Source organism: Clostridium septicum, from assembly GCF_003606265.1.
Lineage (GTDB): Bacteria > Bacillota > Clostridia > Clostridiales > Clostridiaceae > Clostridium > Clostridium septicum.
Map to the genome: position 1 here is coordinate 2,650,162 of NZ_CP023671.1, position 17,954 is coordinate 2,668,115.

General features: G+C 26.8%; 22 protein-coding genes and 1 other annotated feature. Of the genes, 20 read left to right on the forward strand and 2 right to left on the reverse strand.

The genetic code is table 11. The annotated features are described in order from the left end of the window. Window positions 1-231 precede the first annotated feature (231 nt). The 6 genes from CP523_RS12205 (at window position 232) to CP523_RS12230 (ending at window position 2,813) form a co-directional block, all read left to right on the forward strand. Window positions 232-438: a heavy-metal-associated domain-containing protein gene (locus tag CP523_RS12205; protein ID WP_066673562.1), complete on the forward strand. Its 207-nt coding sequence runs from the start codon at window positions 232-234 to the stop codon at window positions 436-438. A 102-nt stretch (window positions 439-540) separates the two neighbouring features. Beyond that, window positions 541-1,362 (forward strand): zinc transporter ZupT, encoded by an 822-nt coding sequence (zupT, locus tag CP523_RS12210; protein ID WP_066673563.1) that lies wholly within the window; start codon window positions 541-543, stop codon window positions 1,360-1,362. A gap of 18 nt (window positions 1,363-1,380) precedes the next feature. Beyond that, entirely contained in the window at window positions 1,381-1,710 is a 330-nt protein-coding gene (locus CP523_RS12215) for a hypothetical protein (RefSeq protein WP_066673565.1), read from the forward strand. A 138-nt stretch (window positions 1,711-1,848) separates the two neighbouring features. Then, a complete protein-coding gene (locus CP523_RS12220) occupies window positions 1,849-2,031 on the forward strand; it encodes a ferredoxin (RefSeq protein ID WP_066673567.1) in 183 nt (60 codons plus the stop codon). 64 nt (window positions 2,032-2,095) lie between these two features. Then, window positions 2,096-2,269 carry a (2Fe-2S)-binding protein gene (locus CP523_RS12225; protein WP_066673569.1) on the forward strand — a complete coding sequence of 58 codons (174 nt, stop codon included), beginning with the start codon at window positions 2,096-2,098 and terminating at the stop codon, window positions 2,267-2,269. A gap of 121 nt (window positions 2,270-2,390) precedes the next feature. Continuing rightward, window positions 2,391-2,813: a DUF3783 domain-containing protein gene (locus tag CP523_RS12230; RefSeq protein WP_066673570.1), complete on the forward strand. Its 423-nt coding sequence runs from the start codon at window positions 2,391-2,393 to the stop codon at window positions 2,811-2,813. 226 nt (window positions 2,814-3,039) lie between these two features. Here CP523_RS12230 and CP523_RS12235 read toward each other — a convergent pair whose 3' ends face one another. After that, window positions 3,040-3,249: a cold-shock protein gene (locus CP523_RS12235; RefSeq protein WP_066673571.1), complete on the reverse strand. Its 210-nt coding sequence runs from the start codon at window positions 3,247-3,249 to the stop codon at window positions 3,040-3,042. A 265-nt stretch (window positions 3,250-3,514) separates the two neighbouring features. Between CP523_RS12235 and CP523_RS12240 the strand changes: the two genes are divergently transcribed. The 10 genes from CP523_RS12240 to chbG all read left to right on the forward strand — a co-directional run bounded on the left by CP523_RS12240 (window position 3,515) and on the right by chbG (window position 14,413). Continuing rightward, window positions 3,515-3,943 (forward strand): MarR family winged helix-turn-helix transcriptional regulator, encoded by a 429-nt coding sequence (locus CP523_RS12240; RefSeq protein ID WP_066673572.1) that lies wholly within the window; start codon window positions 3,515-3,517, stop codon window positions 3,941-3,943. Between the two features lie 112 nt (window positions 3,944-4,055). Continuing rightward, window positions 4,056-4,448: an HsmA family protein gene (locus tag CP523_RS12245; protein WP_066673574.1), complete on the forward strand. Its 393-nt coding sequence runs from the start codon at window positions 4,056-4,058 to the stop codon at window positions 4,446-4,448. Window positions 4,449-4,594: 146 nt separating this feature from the next. Continuing rightward, window positions 4,595-4,861 (forward strand) — a binding site (T-box leader). A gap of 109 nt (window positions 4,862-4,970) precedes the next feature. Continuing rightward, window positions 4,971-6,320 (forward strand): branched-chain amino acid transport system II carrier protein, encoded by a 1,350-nt coding sequence (brnQ, locus tag CP523_RS12250; RefSeq protein WP_066673578.1) that lies wholly within the window; start codon window positions 4,971-4,973, stop codon window positions 6,318-6,320. A 65-nt stretch (window positions 6,321-6,385) separates the two neighbouring features. Beyond that, window positions 6,386-7,234 carry an FAD-binding oxidoreductase gene (locus CP523_RS12255; RefSeq protein ID WP_120140907.1) on the forward strand — a complete coding sequence of 283 codons (849 nt, stop codon included), beginning with the start codon at window positions 6,386-6,388 and terminating at the stop codon, window positions 7,232-7,234. 216 nt (window positions 7,235-7,450) lie between these two features. After that, on the forward strand, window positions 7,451-10,141 hold the full coding sequence (locus CP523_RS12260; protein ID WP_120140908.1) for a sigma-54-dependent transcriptional regulator: 2,691 nt from the start codon (window positions 7,451-7,453) through the stop codon (window positions 10,139-10,141). Window positions 10,142-10,334: 193 nt separating this feature from the next. After that, window positions 10,335-10,646, forward strand: a complete 312-nt coding sequence (locus tag CP523_RS12265) for a PTS sugar transporter subunit IIB (protein ID WP_066673590.1) — start codon at window positions 10,335-10,337, stop codon at window positions 10,644-10,646. Window positions 10,647-10,652: 6 nt separating this feature from the next. Beyond that, a complete protein-coding gene (celB, locus tag CP523_RS12270; protein ID WP_066673592.1) occupies window positions 10,653-11,990 on the forward strand; it encodes a PTS cellobiose transporter subunit IIC in 1,338 nt (445 codons plus the stop codon). A gap of 38 nt (window positions 11,991-12,028) precedes the next feature. Then, a complete protein-coding gene (locus CP523_RS12275; protein WP_066673594.1) occupies window positions 12,029-12,343 on the forward strand; it encodes a PTS lactose/cellobiose transporter subunit IIA in 315 nt (104 codons plus the stop codon). A gap of 2 nt (window positions 12,344-12,345) precedes the next feature. Beyond that, window positions 12,346-13,662 carry a 6-phospho-beta-glucosidase gene (locus tag CP523_RS12280; protein ID WP_120140909.1) on the forward strand — a complete coding sequence of 439 codons (1,317 nt, stop codon included), beginning with the start codon at window positions 12,346-12,348 and terminating at the stop codon, window positions 13,660-13,662. A 13-nt stretch (window positions 13,663-13,675) separates the two neighbouring features. Beyond that, entirely contained in the window at window positions 13,676-14,413 is a 738-nt protein-coding gene (chbG, locus tag CP523_RS12285) for a chitin disaccharide deacetylase (protein WP_066673597.1), read from the forward strand. Window positions 14,414-14,534: 121 nt separating this feature from the next. Here chbG and CP523_RS16025 read toward each other — a convergent pair whose 3' ends face one another. Continuing rightward, window positions 14,535-14,678 (reverse strand): hypothetical protein, encoded by a 144-nt coding sequence (locus CP523_RS16025; protein ID WP_162925984.1) that lies wholly within the window; start codon window positions 14,676-14,678, stop codon window positions 14,535-14,537. 152 nt (window positions 14,679-14,830) lie between these two features. Between CP523_RS16025 and CP523_RS12290 the strand changes: the two genes are divergently transcribed. From CP523_RS12290 to nudC, 4 genes are all read left to right on the forward strand, one after another. Continuing rightward, entirely contained in the window at window positions 14,831-15,595 is a 765-nt protein-coding gene (locus CP523_RS12290) for a YwaF family protein (protein ID WP_066673599.1), read from the forward strand. 296 nt (window positions 15,596-15,891) lie between these two features. Further along, on the forward strand, window positions 15,892-16,503 hold the full coding sequence (locus CP523_RS12295) for a manganese efflux pump MntP (RefSeq protein WP_066673601.1): 612 nt from the start codon (window positions 15,892-15,894) through the stop codon (window positions 16,501-16,503). Between the two features lie 95 nt (window positions 16,504-16,598). Further along, window positions 16,599-16,940, forward strand: coding sequence for a zinc ribbon domain-containing protein YjdM (locus CP523_RS12300; protein ID WP_066673603.1), 342 nt, complete (start codon window positions 16,599-16,601; stop codon window positions 16,938-16,940). Between the two features lie 153 nt (window positions 16,941-17,093). Beyond that, the gene (nudC, locus tag CP523_RS12305; RefSeq protein WP_322746249.1) at window positions 17,094-17,930 is read left to right on the forward strand and encodes an NAD(+) diphosphatase; all 837 of its coding nucleotides are present in this window, start codon (window positions 17,094-17,096) and stop codon (window positions 17,928-17,930) included. Window positions 17,931-17,954: the final 24 nt, after the last annotated feature.

Consider the following 17,954-nt stretch of genomic DNA (forward strand, 5'->3'; position numbering starts at 1 on the left):
TATGCAAATAAAATATAAAGTTATAATTTATGGTAAATTTATATGAAACATATTCCACTATATTATACATCATTAATAAAAAAATCCCAATAATTAATTGAGAATAAATACAATGAAAATTAATTTAATATATTTACATAAATTAATATTATGTAAATATATAGTTTAGAATAGCTAATTTAATATTTGAACATACTATTATTGTTAATTTACATAGAAAGGAGTGATATAATGGAAAGAGTTCATTACAATGTAAGTGGCTTAGTTAATACAATGAGTAAGACACATGTAAAAAACGCTTTAGATAACTTAGAAGGCGTACAACAAGTATGTGTTGATATTGGAAGAGGTACTGTTGAAGTAATATATGGTGAAGAAGCAAATGAAAATGAAATTAGAAAGTGCATTGAGAATACAGGTTACATTATAGAATCTTAAAGTTTAGGCCACTTTGTTAAGTGGCTGTTTTATTATAAAAATATATTGATAATGATTATCATTTAATGTAATATTAAAGCAAGGTAGTAAGGAGGGGGGAAAATGGATAACGTATTAGTAGCTTTTTTAATTACTTTATTTGCTGGACTAGCTACAGGAATAGGAAGTTGTATAGCATTTTTTGTGAAAAAGACCAATAAAAAATTTCTTTCAATTAGTTTAGGTTTTTCAGCAGGAGTGATGATTTACGTTTCAATGGTTGAGATTATGTCAGAAGCTAAGAGAGCTCTTGTAGCTGAAATTGGAGAAAAAAATGGGAGTTTAATAACTGTCCTTTCATTCTTTTTAGGAATGTTACTTATAGCATTAATAGATAAACTTGTTCCATCATTTGAAAATCCACATGAGGTTAGAAATATAGAAAATATTGAAAATAAATCAATATTAAATAAAGATGATATAAATAGAGATAATAAATTATTAAGAATGGGAGTATTCACAGCTTTAGTAATTGGAATTCATAATTTTCCAGAAGGATTAGCAACATTTATATCTGCATTAGGAGATATGAAAATAGCTATTCCAATAGCAATAGCTATTGCTATACATAATATACCAGAAGGAATTTCTATTTCAGTTCCAATTTATTATGCAACAGGAGATAAAAAGAAAGCATTTATATACTCATTTTTATCAGGAATGTCAGAGCCGTTAGGTGCCTTAGTAGGATATATATTTTTAAAAAATATATTTAATGATATAATATTTGGTGTAGTTTTTGCGGCTGTAGCAGGCATAATGGTATTTATTTCATTGGATGAATTATTACCAGCAGCGAAAGAGTATGGAGAACATCATCTTTCTATTTATGGATTAATATCAGGGATGTTTGTTATGGCAATTAGCTTAATATTATTTATATAGTTTATATGAGGTGAATTTATGGTGGAAGAGTATATTAGTGCAATAGAAGCAAGTAAGAAATTTAATTTGTATTTAAAGGTAGTTAACTCAGTCTCAACATTTGATAGTTATAATAGTTTTTTTAATATTTTTGATCAATATGAAGAGTATTGCAGAAGAATAGTAATATTAACACCATATAAAGAGTTAGAAGAGGTTTATGAAGTAGATCCAGGAGAAAAAATAGAAGAAGCTATTATTAGAGAAGGAAATATGTGGATTAAAGAGTATCCATTAACAACAAAGCCAGAGGATATTTGTATGGAAAGTTTATTTATACCAAAAGAGTTGTTAGAGAAGATATTATAAAAATAGCCTAAATTGTTTAATACAATTTAGGTTATTTTTTAATTAAATAAAATTTATTTTATATTGACAAATAACTCTTATTATTTAATAATAAGGGTAAGAAAATAAACTTAAATGTAAACATAGGAGGATTTTAAAATGAAAGCATTTGTAGATGAAAATGTTTGTATATCATGTGGATTATGTGAAGGGACATGTTCAGAAGTATTTTCATTAGATACAGGAGTAGCTGTAGCTGGTGAAGTAGTAGAAGGAACTGAGGATTTAGTAAGAGAAGCATGTGATGGATGCCCTGTACAAGCTATTTCTGTTGAAGAATAATATATAAATTAATTACAAATATTAATAAAGTGTTAAGGTTGTTATTAAGAAGGGAGAATATATTATGTCAAAAGTTTGTCTTTGTAAAGGTGTTTCCGAAGAAGAAATAGTAAAAGCAATAAAAGAAGGTGCCATTACATTTGAAGAAGTAAGAGAAAAAACAGGTGCAGGATCAGGATTCTGCCATGCTGGAAGATGTAAAGGTAAGATTGAAACATTAATAGAAGAAAATAAATAAAAAATAAGCCGTACTCTAATTAAAGGAGTACGGTCTTATTTCTAATTGTTTATCAGTATGCTAACATAATAGTATAGTGATAAACAATTAGAAATAATATAAAGATTTAGGGGTGAAAAATATGTCATTTGAAAGAATAGATATAAAGAATACTGAAATAGAAGAAGGAAGAAGTTGTATATTTTTATGTAACTTTTCAGGTAAAGAGCTTAAAATGGTAGAAAATTATGCTGGAGTTATAGGAATAAAAGATAGAGTAGTACTTTCATATAAAAATGGGGATTCAAAAATAAAGAATATTGTAGATGGAAAAATATTATCAGAGTGTACTGAAGGTCCTAATAATAGAGCTATAATTTTTAATAATATTTCACAATTTAAAATAGGAATGTTTATTGAAAACTTAAAAAAAATTAAAGTTAGAAATGTTTTATTCGCGGCTGTAACGGAAACATCAAAGGAATGGACATTAAACAACTTAATAGAAAATTTAGTTCAAGAACGTAAGGCAATGCAAAGTGGAACTTCAATACATGATAAATAAAAAAGTATAAGTTCTATAAAGGTAAGTTTGGATGAGGATGCTTGGATAAAAAACTATCAATTAATATTGAATTTTTAGAGATTTTCTATTGTATATAGCTAATTAAATCTATATAGAATATTGTAAATACAAAAACCCTATATAATAAACAATTAAATTGTTTATTATATAGGGTTTTTGTATAATTTCGTAGCTTTTTATTTTATGTAATAATTAGTATATTAAATTACATTTTTTGTACATTTGTAGCCATAGGACCTTTTGGACCTTCCTCAACATCAAAGCTTACATTTTGACTTTCTTGTAGATCTTTTTCAGGGCCTTTTTCTTTGATTTGAGAATGATGAACAAATACATCATTACCATCATCGCAAGATATAAATCCATATCCTTTTTCAGTATTAAACCATTTAACAATACCTGTTCTACTTGACATAAATATCTCTCCTTATAAAAAAGTATTTCTTAAATATTATTAGCCAAGGGATTAGTTTTTAAACAAAATAATATAAAAAATATATTAAATTTTTAAAATGGAACTACAGTCATTTAAAATTATGATTAAAAAATCGAATAAGGAGACTGTGGTTATAATTAAATTGGACAACTTTTTTATTTAAGACAAAATTTAAATGTTGCATAGTAGCTTTTTAATATAGTATTCTTTTATTATGAATTTAAGTTTAAATTAGGAGGACAATATGAATAGTGCTTTTGATTCTTTTGAAATTGCAATGTTAATAAAAGAAATATATGCAAAAAGTATAAAGGTAATAAGTGATGGATTAAAAGATAGTGGACTTACACATCAACAAATAATGGTAATAAAAATAATAGCTCATAACGGAGAAGTAATAATTTCAGATATATGTGAAGAGATGTCTTTAGCAAAGGGGACAGTATCTGGAATAGTTAGAAGACTTGAAGAAGCTGGATATGTTGAAAAAGTAAAACATGAGGGAGATAAAAGAAATACTTATGTTAGATTTTCAGCTAAAGGAAGAGAGTTTGCTAAAGAATTTAGATTTACTATAAATAAAAGCTTTGATGAGATATTTAAAAATTTTACAGATGAGGAACTTTTAAGAGTTAAAAATGAACTAAAAGTTTTAAAAGAAAAAATTAAATAATTTAAATAATTTATTATTTAAATTATTGACAAGATATATATATTAATCATATAATAGTTCGCATAGAAACTAAATAGTTCGCATAGAAACTATTTTTAAGGAGGAAATTTATATGGATTCAAAATTAATTTTAGCAATTGTAGCAATAACTTTAGCCTTAGTATTTTATACAATAGGTGTATTTGGTGAAAGGAGATCAAAAAGCTTAAATAAAAATCATGTATTAATATTTTGGCTTGGATTAATTTGTGATACAACAGGAACAGTTACAATGAGTAAAATAGCGGCAGAAGGAGTAACAGAAATATCAAAAAGTGCTCAAGTAATACATGGAGTTACAGGATTACTTGCTATAGTATTAATGTTATTCCACGCTGTATGGGCAACCTGGGTTTTATATAAGAATGATGAAGATAAGAAGGTTGCTTTTCATAAATTTAGCATAGCAGTTTGGATGGTTTGGTTAGTACCATATATAGTTGGGGCAATAATTGGAATGATGTAACATTTTAAATAAATGGATAAATAGAGTATAGTTTAATTTGAATTAATTGTAATTATTTTAATTAAACAAATATTTAGAAAAAAATTAAAATTTGTATTGACTAAAAAGAAACAATAGTATATTCTAAATATAATATTTTAAGCAAAATAAATTCGATGAAGAGAAAAAGTAAGTAATATTTTTGTTCCACAGAGAGTTGGTAATTAGCTGAAAGCCAATGTTCAAGGTATAACCGAAAATCATCTCGGAGAAGTAAGGCAGAAGTTTTTTTAGTAAGTCTTATCGGAGTTTTTCACCGTTAAAAGAAAAGCGTATTATTTAGTACGTTACTGAGAGCTATAAAAGAATCTATTTTTAATATAGGTTAATTTTTATAGAATTAGGGTGGTATCGCGATTAACCTCGTCCCTTTTTTAAGGGACGGGGGTTTTTTTATTTTGCAAAAGGGGGGATTTATATGGATATAGAAGGTGGCATAATTATTCGGAAATAAAAAATTAAAATGTTTTGGAGGAATTTAAAATGAAAAATTTATCAAAGAAAGATTTATTACTTGTAAGTTTAATGCTTTTTTCATTATTTTTTGGAGCCGGTAATTTGATTTTTCCACCATTTTTGGGGCAATCAGCAGGAGGTTCAACTATTGTAGCAATGCTAGGTTTTTTTGTAACTGCAGTAGGATTCCCTGTGTTAGGAGTAGTAGTAATAGCTAAAGCAGGAGGATTATATGCTTTAGCAAAAAGAGTAAATAAAATATTTGCTGGTATATTTACAGTATTAATATATTTATCTATAGGACCAGGATTAGGTATTCCAAGAGCAGGAAGCTTACCTTTTGAAATGGCAGTTGCACCTTATTTGCCAAGTAGTATATCAAAGGTATTCGCTTTGTTTATGTTTACATTAGTATTCTTTACTGTTGCATATTGGCTTTCATTATCTCCAAGTAAATTGGTAGATAGAATGGGGAAAGTTTTAACCCCAACATTACTTGTTTTAGTTGCATTAATTTTTATAGCGGCTATTTTTAAACCATTAGGAGGATATGGAGAGGCAACAGGAGAATATATGACATCTCCGCTTATCAAGGGCTTCCTAGAGGGATATTTAACTATGGACACAATTGCAGCTTTAAACTTTGGAATAGTAATTAGTTTAGCTATAAAATCTAGAGGAATTGATGATGAAAAGGTAGTTATTTCAACATCAGTAAAGGCAGGACTTATAGCAGGGTTTTTATTAATATTAATATATTCAATGTTGGCGCATTTAGGGGCAACAAGTGGAGCTAGATTTGGAGCTACTGAAAATGGAGCACAAACATTAACAAATGTAATGACATATATTTTTGGAAAGCCAGGAGCAGTGTTACTTGCAGTAGTATTTACATTAGCTTGTTTAACAACTTGTGTAGGTCTAATAACATCTTGCAGTCAATACTTTACAACTTTAACTAATAAGGTGAAATATAAGACTTGGGTAACTATATTATCATTATCAAGTATGATTCTTGCTAATATGGGATTAACAAAAATTTTATCAATATCAGTACCAGTTTTAAATGCTATTTATCCAGTGGCAATAATGTTAATAGTACTAGGAACTATTCATAATTTCTTTAGAGGAAGTACAATTGTATATTTTACAACAATATTATTTACAGCAGTAGTAAGTGTTGTAGATGCTTTAGAGCAAGTGGGAATAACTATGGGAGTAGTAAATAAATTATTTGATAAATTACCTTTTTACTCACAAGGATTAGGATGGATGATTCCAGCGTTAGTGGGCTTGTTACTAGGAATTGTTTTAAAAGAAGTTAAAGGGAAAGTTGGAGAAAATAAAAATATTCAAACAACTAATAATTATTATTGATTAGTAGGCTTTTTAAAAGTATAATTAAATATAAGATAAAAATTTTATATAATTAAGGAGGAAATATGGATACTTTAAAAAATGTTTATGAAAATAGTTTTAATAGTATAGATGAAATTATGAAGAAATATGGAAATACTAATTTAACTCAAGAAGATTATCCTAAGGAGTGGAAGGGATTTAGAGAATTAGTATTAGTAGATAGGGTACAAGAATGTGAAGATATAGTATCTTTTTACTTTAAATCTAAAGACGGGAAAAAATTAATAAATCATAAGCCAGGTCAATATTTACCAATAAAAATAAAAACAAATGATCCTAAGTACAAAGAAGAAATAAGGACATATAGTTTATCAATGAAACCTAATGAACATATTTATAGAATAAGTGTAAAAAAGGTTCTAGGTGGTTTAATAAGTACTTATTTACATGAGAATCTAAAAGTTGGAGATATAGTTAATGCTATGATGCCAACAGGAATATTTACATTAAAAGATGCAGATAAAGATAGAAATATAGTTTTAATATCAGCTGGTATTGGTATTACTCCAGTACTTTCAATGCTATATGAAGGTGTAAATACTTTTGAAAATATATACTTTATTCAGGCAGTTCAAAACTCAAAAATTCAACCATTTGGTTATGATGTTGAAAAAATAAGAGAAGGAAGTAGTTTGAAAAGCTATGTTTTTTATAGCAATCCTCTAGATGAAGATATTCAAGGTAAAGATTATGATTTTACTGGATATATAAATAAAGAGTGGATAAAAGATAATCTTCCATTAGATGCTGAGTTTTATTTCTGTGGACCACCACCATTTATGAAAATTTTAAATAAGTCATTAAAAGAGTTAGGTGTTAAAAAGGAAAATATAAACTTTGAGTTCTTTGGAAAACCAGAAGATATGGAATAAAATTTATATAATTTATAAAAAAGTGGATTTAATAATATGAATCCACTTTTTTTGTGCAAAAGACATTATTAATAAATTTTAAAATAATATTACGTTATTAAATTTTATATTAGTTTTATAACAATTAGCACTTGAAAAATATGAAGTGATACTATAGTATTTCCATATATAGTAATAATCAAGGGGACGATATATTTAATATGAGGGGAGTATATTATGGAGATTAAGCTAAAAAGAAGAGAAATAATTTTTAAAAAGCTACTTGAAATCACAGGAGAAAAGGGTATTGGAGTTACAACACAGCAATTATCAAATATTTTAGGAATAGGCAGAGCTAATATAAGCAATGAATTAAATAGATTATGTGAGGAAGGCCGAGTAAAAAAATCAAATGGGAGACCTGTACTTTATTTTGCTATAAATGAAAAAAATAAAAAGGTGGTAGACAGTAAAGCAAACAATATTTTACACACATCACTAGATAGTTTTATGAAAATAAATCCAAGTTTAAATAATGCTATAAATCAAGGTAAGGCTGCAGTATTATATCCACCGGCAGGAATGAATATGATTATATTAGGAGAAACAGGTGTAGGTAAATCAATGTTTGCGCAATTGATTCATAAGTATGCACTTGAAATGAAAAGGATAAAAAAAAATGCACCTTTTATAGTTTTTAATTGTGCCGATTATGTTAATAATCCTCAGTTATTACTAAGTCAACTTTTTGGAATAAAAAAAGGAGCATATACTGGAGCAAATGAAGATAAACAAGGTTTAATAGAAAAGGCCAATAATGGTATATTATTTTTAGATGAAGTTCATAGATTACCATCTGAAGGTCAAGAAATGCTTTTTGTGTTTTTAGATCAAGGAAAATTTAGAAGACTTGGAGAAACAGAGTTTGAAAGAAAAGCAAATGTATTAATAATATGTGCAACTACAGAAGATCCTAACTCAACATTATTAAATACATTTACTAGAAGAATTCCAATGACTATTAAAATACCGAATTTAAATGAAAGAGGATATAAAGAGAGGCTTAATTTAATAATTAGTTTTTTTAGGGAAGAAAGTTTTAGGTTTAAAAAAGAAATTAAGTTATCAGTAAATTCTTTAAAAGCTTTTTTAAAGTATCCATGTAAAAATAATATAGGTCAATTGAAGGCTGATATACAACTAGTATCTGCAAAAGTATATGCAGATTTTTTAACTGATAAAAAAGGATCCATTAAGATTAATTCTTGTGATTTACCTAAATATATATATGAACATAGTACTATATCAAATAAGGTAGATGAAATTATTAATAATATGAATATAAGTGGAAAATATATAGTAATAAATGAAGAAGAAAAAATAGATTTATTAGACTATAATGAAACAAATAGAAATATATATGATCTTATTATTAAGAAGGCACATGAATTAAGAAATAATGATGAAGATATAGATTTTACAACAGTTTTTTATAATGAATTTAATGAATATTTCAATAAATATATACCAGAAGTTGATAAATACGATAAAAATATGTTAGGAAGTTTAGTTGACCAAAGTATAATTGGTTTATTGGAAGATATTAAAGAATTGGTTTATAGAAAATTACATAAAAAAATAAGTAAAAATACCAGTATAGGAATTATGTTATATTTAAATACTGCTATAAATCAGTTGTCAGCAAATAAAAGAGTAGTTAACCCTCAGTTATTACATATTAGAACAAAATATAGAGCTGAGTTTGAAGTATCATTAGAAATAATTAAATTAATAGAAGAAAAGTTAGATCTTACACTTTCCATAGATGAGGCTGGATACATTGCTTTATTTTTAACTAAAAATCATGAGGATTCACATGAAGAAAATAAAAGAGTTGGGGTACTTGTTATATGCCATGGTGATTCAACTGCAACATCAATGGCAAAAGTAGCTAATGATATTTTAGAAGAGAGACACGCTCTTGGTATAAATTTGCCGTTAAATAAAAGTAGAGTAGAAATATTACAAGTACTTAGGAATTATATAAAAAGTGATTATAGAGAAGAAGGATATTTATTTTTAGTAGATATGGGATCATTAGTTTCAATAAGTAAAATATTAGAGGAAGAATTTAATATAAAAACAAGGCAAATAAGTAATGTTAGTACTATTCATGTTATAGAGGCAACAAGAAAGGCTATTATGGGAGAAAGCCTAGAAGATATATATAATAGTTTAAAAATAGAAGAAGAAGTTAAGTATGTTGTAAAAGATACAGAAGAAAAGAAAAAATATACTATTATAACTGCTTGTCTTACGGGAGAGGGAAGTGCTTCAATTATGTCTAAGTATTTGAAGAAGCATTTAAGATACAATAAAAATATTTTCGAAATAATTCCACTAAGTATTAATGATAAAAATGAATTTAATGAATCTATAAAAATAATACAAAAAGAAAGTGAAATTATATGTATAGTAAGTTCTTTAAAAGTATCTTTAAATATTCCACAATTTACATTAGATGAAATGTTAAGTTTAAAGGCAATAGGAAAGATTCAAAATATAATAGATATTAAATATACTTATGAAGAATTAAAGAAAACCTTTAAAGAGCATATAAAAAATACAAATGGAGAAGAGCTTTATAATGATGTTGTAAATTTACTATTTAAAATACAAAAAAGTACTAATAAAACATTAAGCACTGAATTATTTATACCAATAGCTTTACATATTGCATGTATGGTAGATAGACTTTTAAAAGAAGATATTAATGTAGAATTTAAAGAAAGTACAAGTTATAAAAATAATAATTTAGAAATGTATAATTTAGTAGTTAAAGAACTAGAGTTTATATCCAATAAATACAATATATCTATTACGCAAGATGAATACTGCTATATAACAGAATTTTTATTAGAAATATAGAACTACAAAAACAGTGTTTTAATTAGTGTTAAAACACTGTTTCTTTTTAGTGTTTTATTCAAAAAGTGTTTGAAACACTAAAGTTTTAGTGTAGTTAATTCAGTAGTTTATAAAGTTGGCATGAAAAATGCTACTAAAATAAGTATAGTTATAAGCTTATAAAATTAATTAGTTATTTAGGGAGGAATTTATAATGGTAAGAATTTTATTATGTTGTGCAGCGGGGATGTCTACTAGTTTATTAGTAAGTAAGATGGAGGAGTCTGCTGATAAAAAGGGAATAGAAAGTAAAATATGGGCAGTGCCTGTAGGTGATTTAGAAAATCATATTAAAGATGCAGATGTGGTATTAGTAGGACCACAAATTAGATTTAAACTTAAATATGTAAATACATTGGCAGAGCAATGTTCTATACCAGCAAGTTTAATAAATACTGTGGATTATGGAAGAGTTGATGGGGAAAAAGTACTTAATTTAGCCTTAGATTTAATTAATAGGGGGTAATTTAATATGGATAAACTAGTTTCTATTATTGAAAAAGTTCTTATGCCTATAGCAGAAAAGGTATCGGATCAAAAGCATTTGTCTGCTATGAAGGATGGATTATTATTAGTTATGCCATTAACAATAGTTGGTTCTTTATTCTTAGTACTGGCAAGTCTACCTATACCAGGATATTCAGAGTTTATAGCTTCAATTTTTGGAGAGTTATGGTCTGAGAAATTAGGATATGTAGTTGGTGTAACAATGGACTTAATGGGAGTTATAACTGTAATTGGAACATCATATAGATTAGCTAAGATATATAAGGTGGAAGCTTTATCAGCATCAATTATAGCATTAGTTAGTTTTTTCCTAGTTACCCCATATAAAATAAATTTTCTTCAAGAAGGAGCAGTAGATCCTATTATAGTTAAAGGAATTCCACTAGCATTAATGGGAAGTAGGGGATTGTTTGTAGCTATTATAGTTGCATTAGTTTCTACAGAAATTTATAGAAAAGTAGTTCAAAAGGGAATAGTAATAAAAATGCCAAAGGGAGTTCCAGTTGCAGTATCACAATCATTTGCAGATTTAATACCAGCAACAATATGTTTAACATTTTTTTGGTTAGTAAGGGTATTGCTAGAACTTACATCATTTGGGGATATACACAACCTTGTAACAACGGTTATAAGTACTCCATTACAAGGTCTTGGAAATAGTTTGTTTGGTGCCATAATTTATGCATTATTAGTTGGATTATTCTGGTGTTTTGGTATTCATGGTGGAGCAATAATGAATGGTATATTAGGACCGGTTTTAATGACATTAAATGATGCCAATAGGTTAGCTTTTGAATCAGGTCAACCAGTAGCAAATACAGTAACCAATACATTCTTTGATATATTTATATTTGCGGGTGGAGCAGGAGCAACATTAGTATTCACATTATTAATGCTTTATAGAGCGAGAAGTAAGCAATTAAAATCTTTAGGAAAACTATCTATAGGATCAGGATTATTTAATATAAATGAGCCTGTGATGTTTGGAACACCTATAGTTTTAAATCCTATATTAATGATTCCTTTTGTTTTAGCTCCAGTTGTTATGGTAATAATATCATATTTTGCAATGCAAACAGGATTAGTTGAAAGGGCTGTAGGTATAACAGTACCTTGGACAACACCAATATTTATAAGTGGATACTTAGCAACAGGTGGAAAAATATCAGGTGTAATATTACAGCTTGTTAATTTTATAGTATCTATGCTAATATACTATCCATTCTTCCGTATATGGGATAATCAAAAAGTAAAAGAAGAGTCTGAAATAGCTATTGAAAGTGATAATACTATTAATCAATAAAAAATAGTAAATACGTATTAACAAGGATGTGATATTTTATGAATTTAGAAGAGATAATAATGCAAATAATAATAAGTGGTGGGGATTCAAAAAGTTACGTTATGGAAGCAATAGAGGAAGCAAGAAATAGAAATATAGAAAAAGCCAGAGAGCTAATTAAAAAAGCAGATACACAGCTAAGAAATGCTCATTCCATACAAACTGAATTGATACAAAATGAAGCAAGAGGAGAAAAAATTACAGTAGAACTATTGATGGTTCATGCACAAGATCATTTAATGAATGCAATAACAGTTAGAGATTTAGGGGAACAATTAGTTAATATGTATGAAATGTTTTTAAAGGAGTGTTAGAAGTGAAAGGATTAAAGGTTGTTACAATTGGAGGAGGATCAAGTTATACACCAGAATTAATTGAAGGATTTATAAAAAGATATAATGAATTACCATTAAGAGAACTATGGCTTGTTGATATAGAAGAAGGAAAAGAAAAGCTACAAATTGTCGGTGAATTAGCAAAGAGAATGGTTAAAAAGTCTGGATTACCAATAGATATTCGTTTAACATTAGATAGAAGAGAAGCACTTAAAGATGCAGATTTCGTTACAACACAAATAAGAGTAGGTTTATTAGAGGCTAGAATTAAAGACGAAAGAATACCTTTAAGTAAAGGATATATTGGACAAGAAACAAATGGGGCAGGAGGATTATTTAAAGGTTTAAGAACAATTCCTGTATTAATAGATATTACTAAGGATATGAAAGAGTTATGTCCAAATGCATGGTTAATAAACTTTACAAATCCAGTTGGAATGGTTACAGAGGCATTACTAAAATATGGAGCTATAGATAAAGTAATTGGTTTATGTAATGTACCAATAGGGTTAGAAAAATCAACAGCAAAAATTTTAGGTGTTGATAGCAGTAGAGTAAGAATAGATTTTGCAGGATTAAACCATATGGTATTTGGATTAAATATTTATTTAGATGGTAAAGTTGTAACAGATAAAGTAATTAAAAAAATAATAGAAGCTGATGCAAGCTCAGAGGTAAAAAATATAGATGAAGTTAAGTGGAAAAGTGAATTCCTAAAAGGATTAGGAGTCTTACCTTGTAGTTATGCTAAATATTATTTTATGAAAGATTATATGCTAAATAGTGAACTTGAAAAGTTTAAGGAAAATGGAACTAGAGCAGAAGTTGTGAAGAAGTTAGAAAATGAGCTTTTTGAATTATATAAAGATAAAAATTTAAATGTTAAACCACAGCAGCTTGAAGAGCGGGGTGGAGCATTTTATAGTGATGCAGCTTGTAGGTTAATAGATTCTATATACAATGATAGAAGAGACATACAACCAGTTGATACAATGAATAGAGGATCTATAGCAGATTTAGAGTATAATTCAGCAGTAGAGGTAAGTTGTATAATAACAAAAGATGGACCTAAACCAATAACAGTTGGGCATTTGCCAATACAAATAAGGGGGTTAATACAACAAATAAAGAGTTTTGAAATGTTAGGAGCTAAAGCCGCAGCAGAAGGGGATTATAATGCAGGGGTAGTTGCTATGACTATAAACCCATTAGTTCAATCAGATAAGATGGCTAAAATTCTTTTTGATGAATTATTACAAGCTCATAAAAAATACTTACCTCAATTTAATTTTAAATAAGGAGAAGTTATAAATGAAATTAATAGTAAATTCAGACGATTTTGGCATATCAAAGTCAGTTACTTTAGGAATTATAGAAGCTCATAAAAATGGTGTAGTAACTTCAACGACATTAATGTGTAATATGGAAAATGCTAAAGAAGCAGTTGAGCTTTCAAGAGAATTTAAAGATCTAGGAGTAGGAATACATTTAGTTTTAACAGCAGGATATCCACTTGCTAAAGGTGTAAGTTCTTTAATAGATGAATCAGGAAAGTTTTTAAAGATAGATAAAATTAGAGAAGTTGCAAAAATAGAGGATATAAGAAAAGAGTTTAAATGTCAGATGGAAAAATTTCTTTCTTTCGGCATTAAACCAACACATATAGATACACATCATCATGTTCATTCTATTCCAAAAGTATTAGAAGTAGTTAAAGAATTAGCTTTAGAATACAATTTGCCTATTAGAATATTAGAAAATGAAAGGGAGAGTATTTCTAGAGAAATAAAAGGTGTAGATAAATTTGTTGGAAGTTTCTATGATAATGAAAATATTACTGTAGAAAATTTTATAGATATACTCGAAAAAAATAAAGATGTTAAAGTTTTAGAAATAATGTGTCATCCAGGATATTTAGATGATTATATATTAAATAATAGTTCATATTCAATACAAAGAACTAAAGAGCTAAAAACTTTAACTAATAATAAAATAAAAGAATATATAAATAAAAATAAAATAGATTTAATAAATTATAAAAACATATAGAAAAATAATATTAATAGTAGGATGCTTCAAAACAAAAAATAACTATAATAACTTTATAGTTATGAAGACTTTAATACTTTATATAGTATAAAGTAAGAGTTTTGAAACATCCTTCTTTAGTTTAATAGTCTTTATCCCAAAAATCATTATCATAGCTATTATTTTCAGGAGTACTTGGCATATGGCTGTATGGAGCATTAGGATAATCAAATAGATTATCTTTTTTCTTTTTCAATTTGTTTTTTAAATTTTTTATATCAAACATAAAATCACCTCATAGAATTATTTATTAGTAGTATGTACATAAAGATAAATGAATATGTGAATAAACTGTATAGCATAGATATTAATATTATGTCATACTAGATTATAAGAAGAATAAACTATTAATATATTAGTTAAAATGGGGGAAAGGATATGAAGGATTTTTTTACTCTTAATATACCTAATAAATATTATACAACTAGTTTTACAGAACAAATAATACCTATAATTCTTTTATGTATAGCTATAGTTCTCATATGTTTTTATAGAAATGAAATTAGAAGTTCAAAAAAATTAGATAAAATTATTAGATATTCTATAGGTATAGTATCTTTAGTTGTACTTATTACTTATTATTTTACAATATGGATAATAGAAGGCATTAAAGCAGATAATTTACCTTTCCATTTATGTTATTTAACTAATATACTTTGTATAATTTTAGTGTTTTCTAAAAATAGAACTCTTTTTAATTTTTCAATATTTACAGGAGTATTAGGTGGTATAAGTAGTTTAATATCAGTGGATATGGAACTTTATTGGAGATATTTTAAATATTATCAATTTATGATTGGACATACTATGATTGTTTTTGTTCCATTATACTTCCTAATCATATACAATTATATTCCAAGCTTTAAGGATGCTATGAAAGCATTTATTACATTACAAATTATAGGGTTACCTATGGGAATATTTAATGAGATATATAAAACAAATTATTTTTTTGTAAGTTTTGGATCAAATGAAGCAAGTAAAGGAACCTTTCTAACTTTTTTAGGTGATGGATACATGTATTTATTTAATTTAGAATTGCTTGCAATATCATGCATAATTTGTTGGTATATAATATTAAAATTTATTTGTAAAAAACTAAAAAAATCATCACCTAATATTGATTATGGATATACTATATAGTATATTTATTAATTTTATATTTGATTATATAATATAAATCTGATAGTATAATATTGAAAATTTAATAATTACTCATTTTTGTATAGGGGAGTAGTTAGCTCAATTTGTAAAGAGTTATTAAGTCAACATATTGAACAATAGTATTTTGTTCTGGCTTAATATTAAATAACGAGACTTATGCGTAGCTTTATGCTACGCATAGGTCTTGTTTTTTTTTGTATAAGAAAGGAGAGAAAGTAGAATTAATAAAAATAAGGACATATTAAAAATTAATGTATTTTAAGGAGAGGTAATGTATGAGTTTTTTATCAATTTTTATGATGGGGATAGGATTGTCAATGGATGCTTTTGCTGTAGCTCTTGCAAAAGGAATGAATTTAAGAAAAAACTTAACTAAAAATGCCATGAAGATAGCTATATTTTTTGGTGTATTTCAAGGAGTTATGCCTTTAATTGGATGGTGGGCAGGAAGATATTTTGAAAGTTATATAAAATCTTTTGATCACTGGATTGCTTTTATATTATTAGGAATTATTGGTGGTAAGATGATTTATGAGTCAGTTAAAGGAGAAAATGAAGATGATATAAAATGTGATGAAATAAAAGAAGAGGTAAGTGTAGATACTAATATTGAAGAAAATGAAGAGTTAAATAATAAAAATCTAATTATATTAGCAATTGCAACTAGTATAGATGCTTTAGCTGTTGGAGTAAGTTTTGCATTTCTAAGTGTTAATATAGCTCCAGCAATTACAATAATAGGATTAATTACTTTTACTTTATGTATAATAGCTGTTCTTATAGGGAAAAAAATAGGTGGATTATTACAAAAGTATGCAGAAATTATTGGTGGAGTAATTCTCATACTTATAGGAACCAAAATTTTAATAGAACATTTATTTATGTAGTTGAATTTTAAGTAGAATCTAAGGTATATTTGTAAATATTGAAATACTATGATATTATAATATACCTAATACAACTATATGGAGGAAACGAAATTATGAGTAATTTACCAAATTGCCCAAAATGTAATTCAGAGTATACATATGAGGATGGGAACCTGTTTATTTGCCCAGAATGTGCTTATGAATGGACTTTAGAGTCAGAAAAAGAAAGTAATGAAGATATTCAAATTGTTAAAGATGCAAATGGAAACATTTTAAATGATGGAGATTCAGTAACAATAATAAAAGATCTTAAAGTAAAGGGAAGTCCTTCACCATTAAAGAAGGGTACAAAAGTAAAAAATATACGTTTAGTTGAAGGGGATCATAACATAGATTGTAAAATTGATGGTTTTGGAGCTATGCAATTAAAATCAGAATTTGTTAAGAAACTTTAGTATCTAAAAGTTAAGTTTAATCCTAGTGTTTAGTACACTAGGATTTTTTTATTAATCTTTATGGGAGATTTAACGGATAAAATAAGGAATAAACCTTAAGAAAATTTTGATATAATAGGATTTAATAGAATATAAAACGAGAGGAAGAACTATATGACAAATAAAGATTACGAATATTTTAAATTTAAACCAATGGTACATGGAGATATAGAAAGAAATGACAATGAACTATGGTTTTTAGTGAATAATGGACAATTACTAGTTAAGGTAGATGGAGATTACATGAAAATACCTTACTTTAAAGATATTAAAAATTTAAATTTAGACTTTAATAAGGGCTATTGTTTAGGTGAATTTAAAGATGGTATATGCTTTGGAATTGAAATAAATGAAGATATTGAAATAAATGAAGACTTAAAAATAATAAGTCTTTACGAAGCTGGAATAATTTTAGAAGAAGAATTATTTTTCATAGCAGGAAGAGCAAATCAAATAATACATTGGGATAAAACACATAAATTTTGTGGAAAATGCGGTTCAGAAACAAAAAATAAAGAAGATGAAAAGGCAAAGATATGCACTAAATGTAATTTTGTAACATATCCAGTTATTTCCCCGGCAATAATTGTTGCAATAACAAAAGAGGATGAAATACTTTTAGCACATAATAAAGGATTTAAAGATAATAAATATGGAATAATAGCTGGTTTTGTAGATCCAGGAGAATCTCTAGAAGAATGTGTTAAAAGAGAAGTATTTGAAGAAGTAGGAATAAAAATAAAAAATATAAAGTATTATGATAGTCAAATATGGCCATTTCCTAATTCACTTATGATAGGTTTTTTTGCAGAGTATGAAAGTGGAGAAATAAAGGTTGATGGTAAAGAAATAGTTAAAGCAGGATGGTTTAAAAAAGATAACTTCCCTAAAATTCCAGACAAGATGTCTATTGCAAGAAAGATGATAGATTATTTTGCAGAAAATAATTAACTACACAAATAAAAGATATATTTG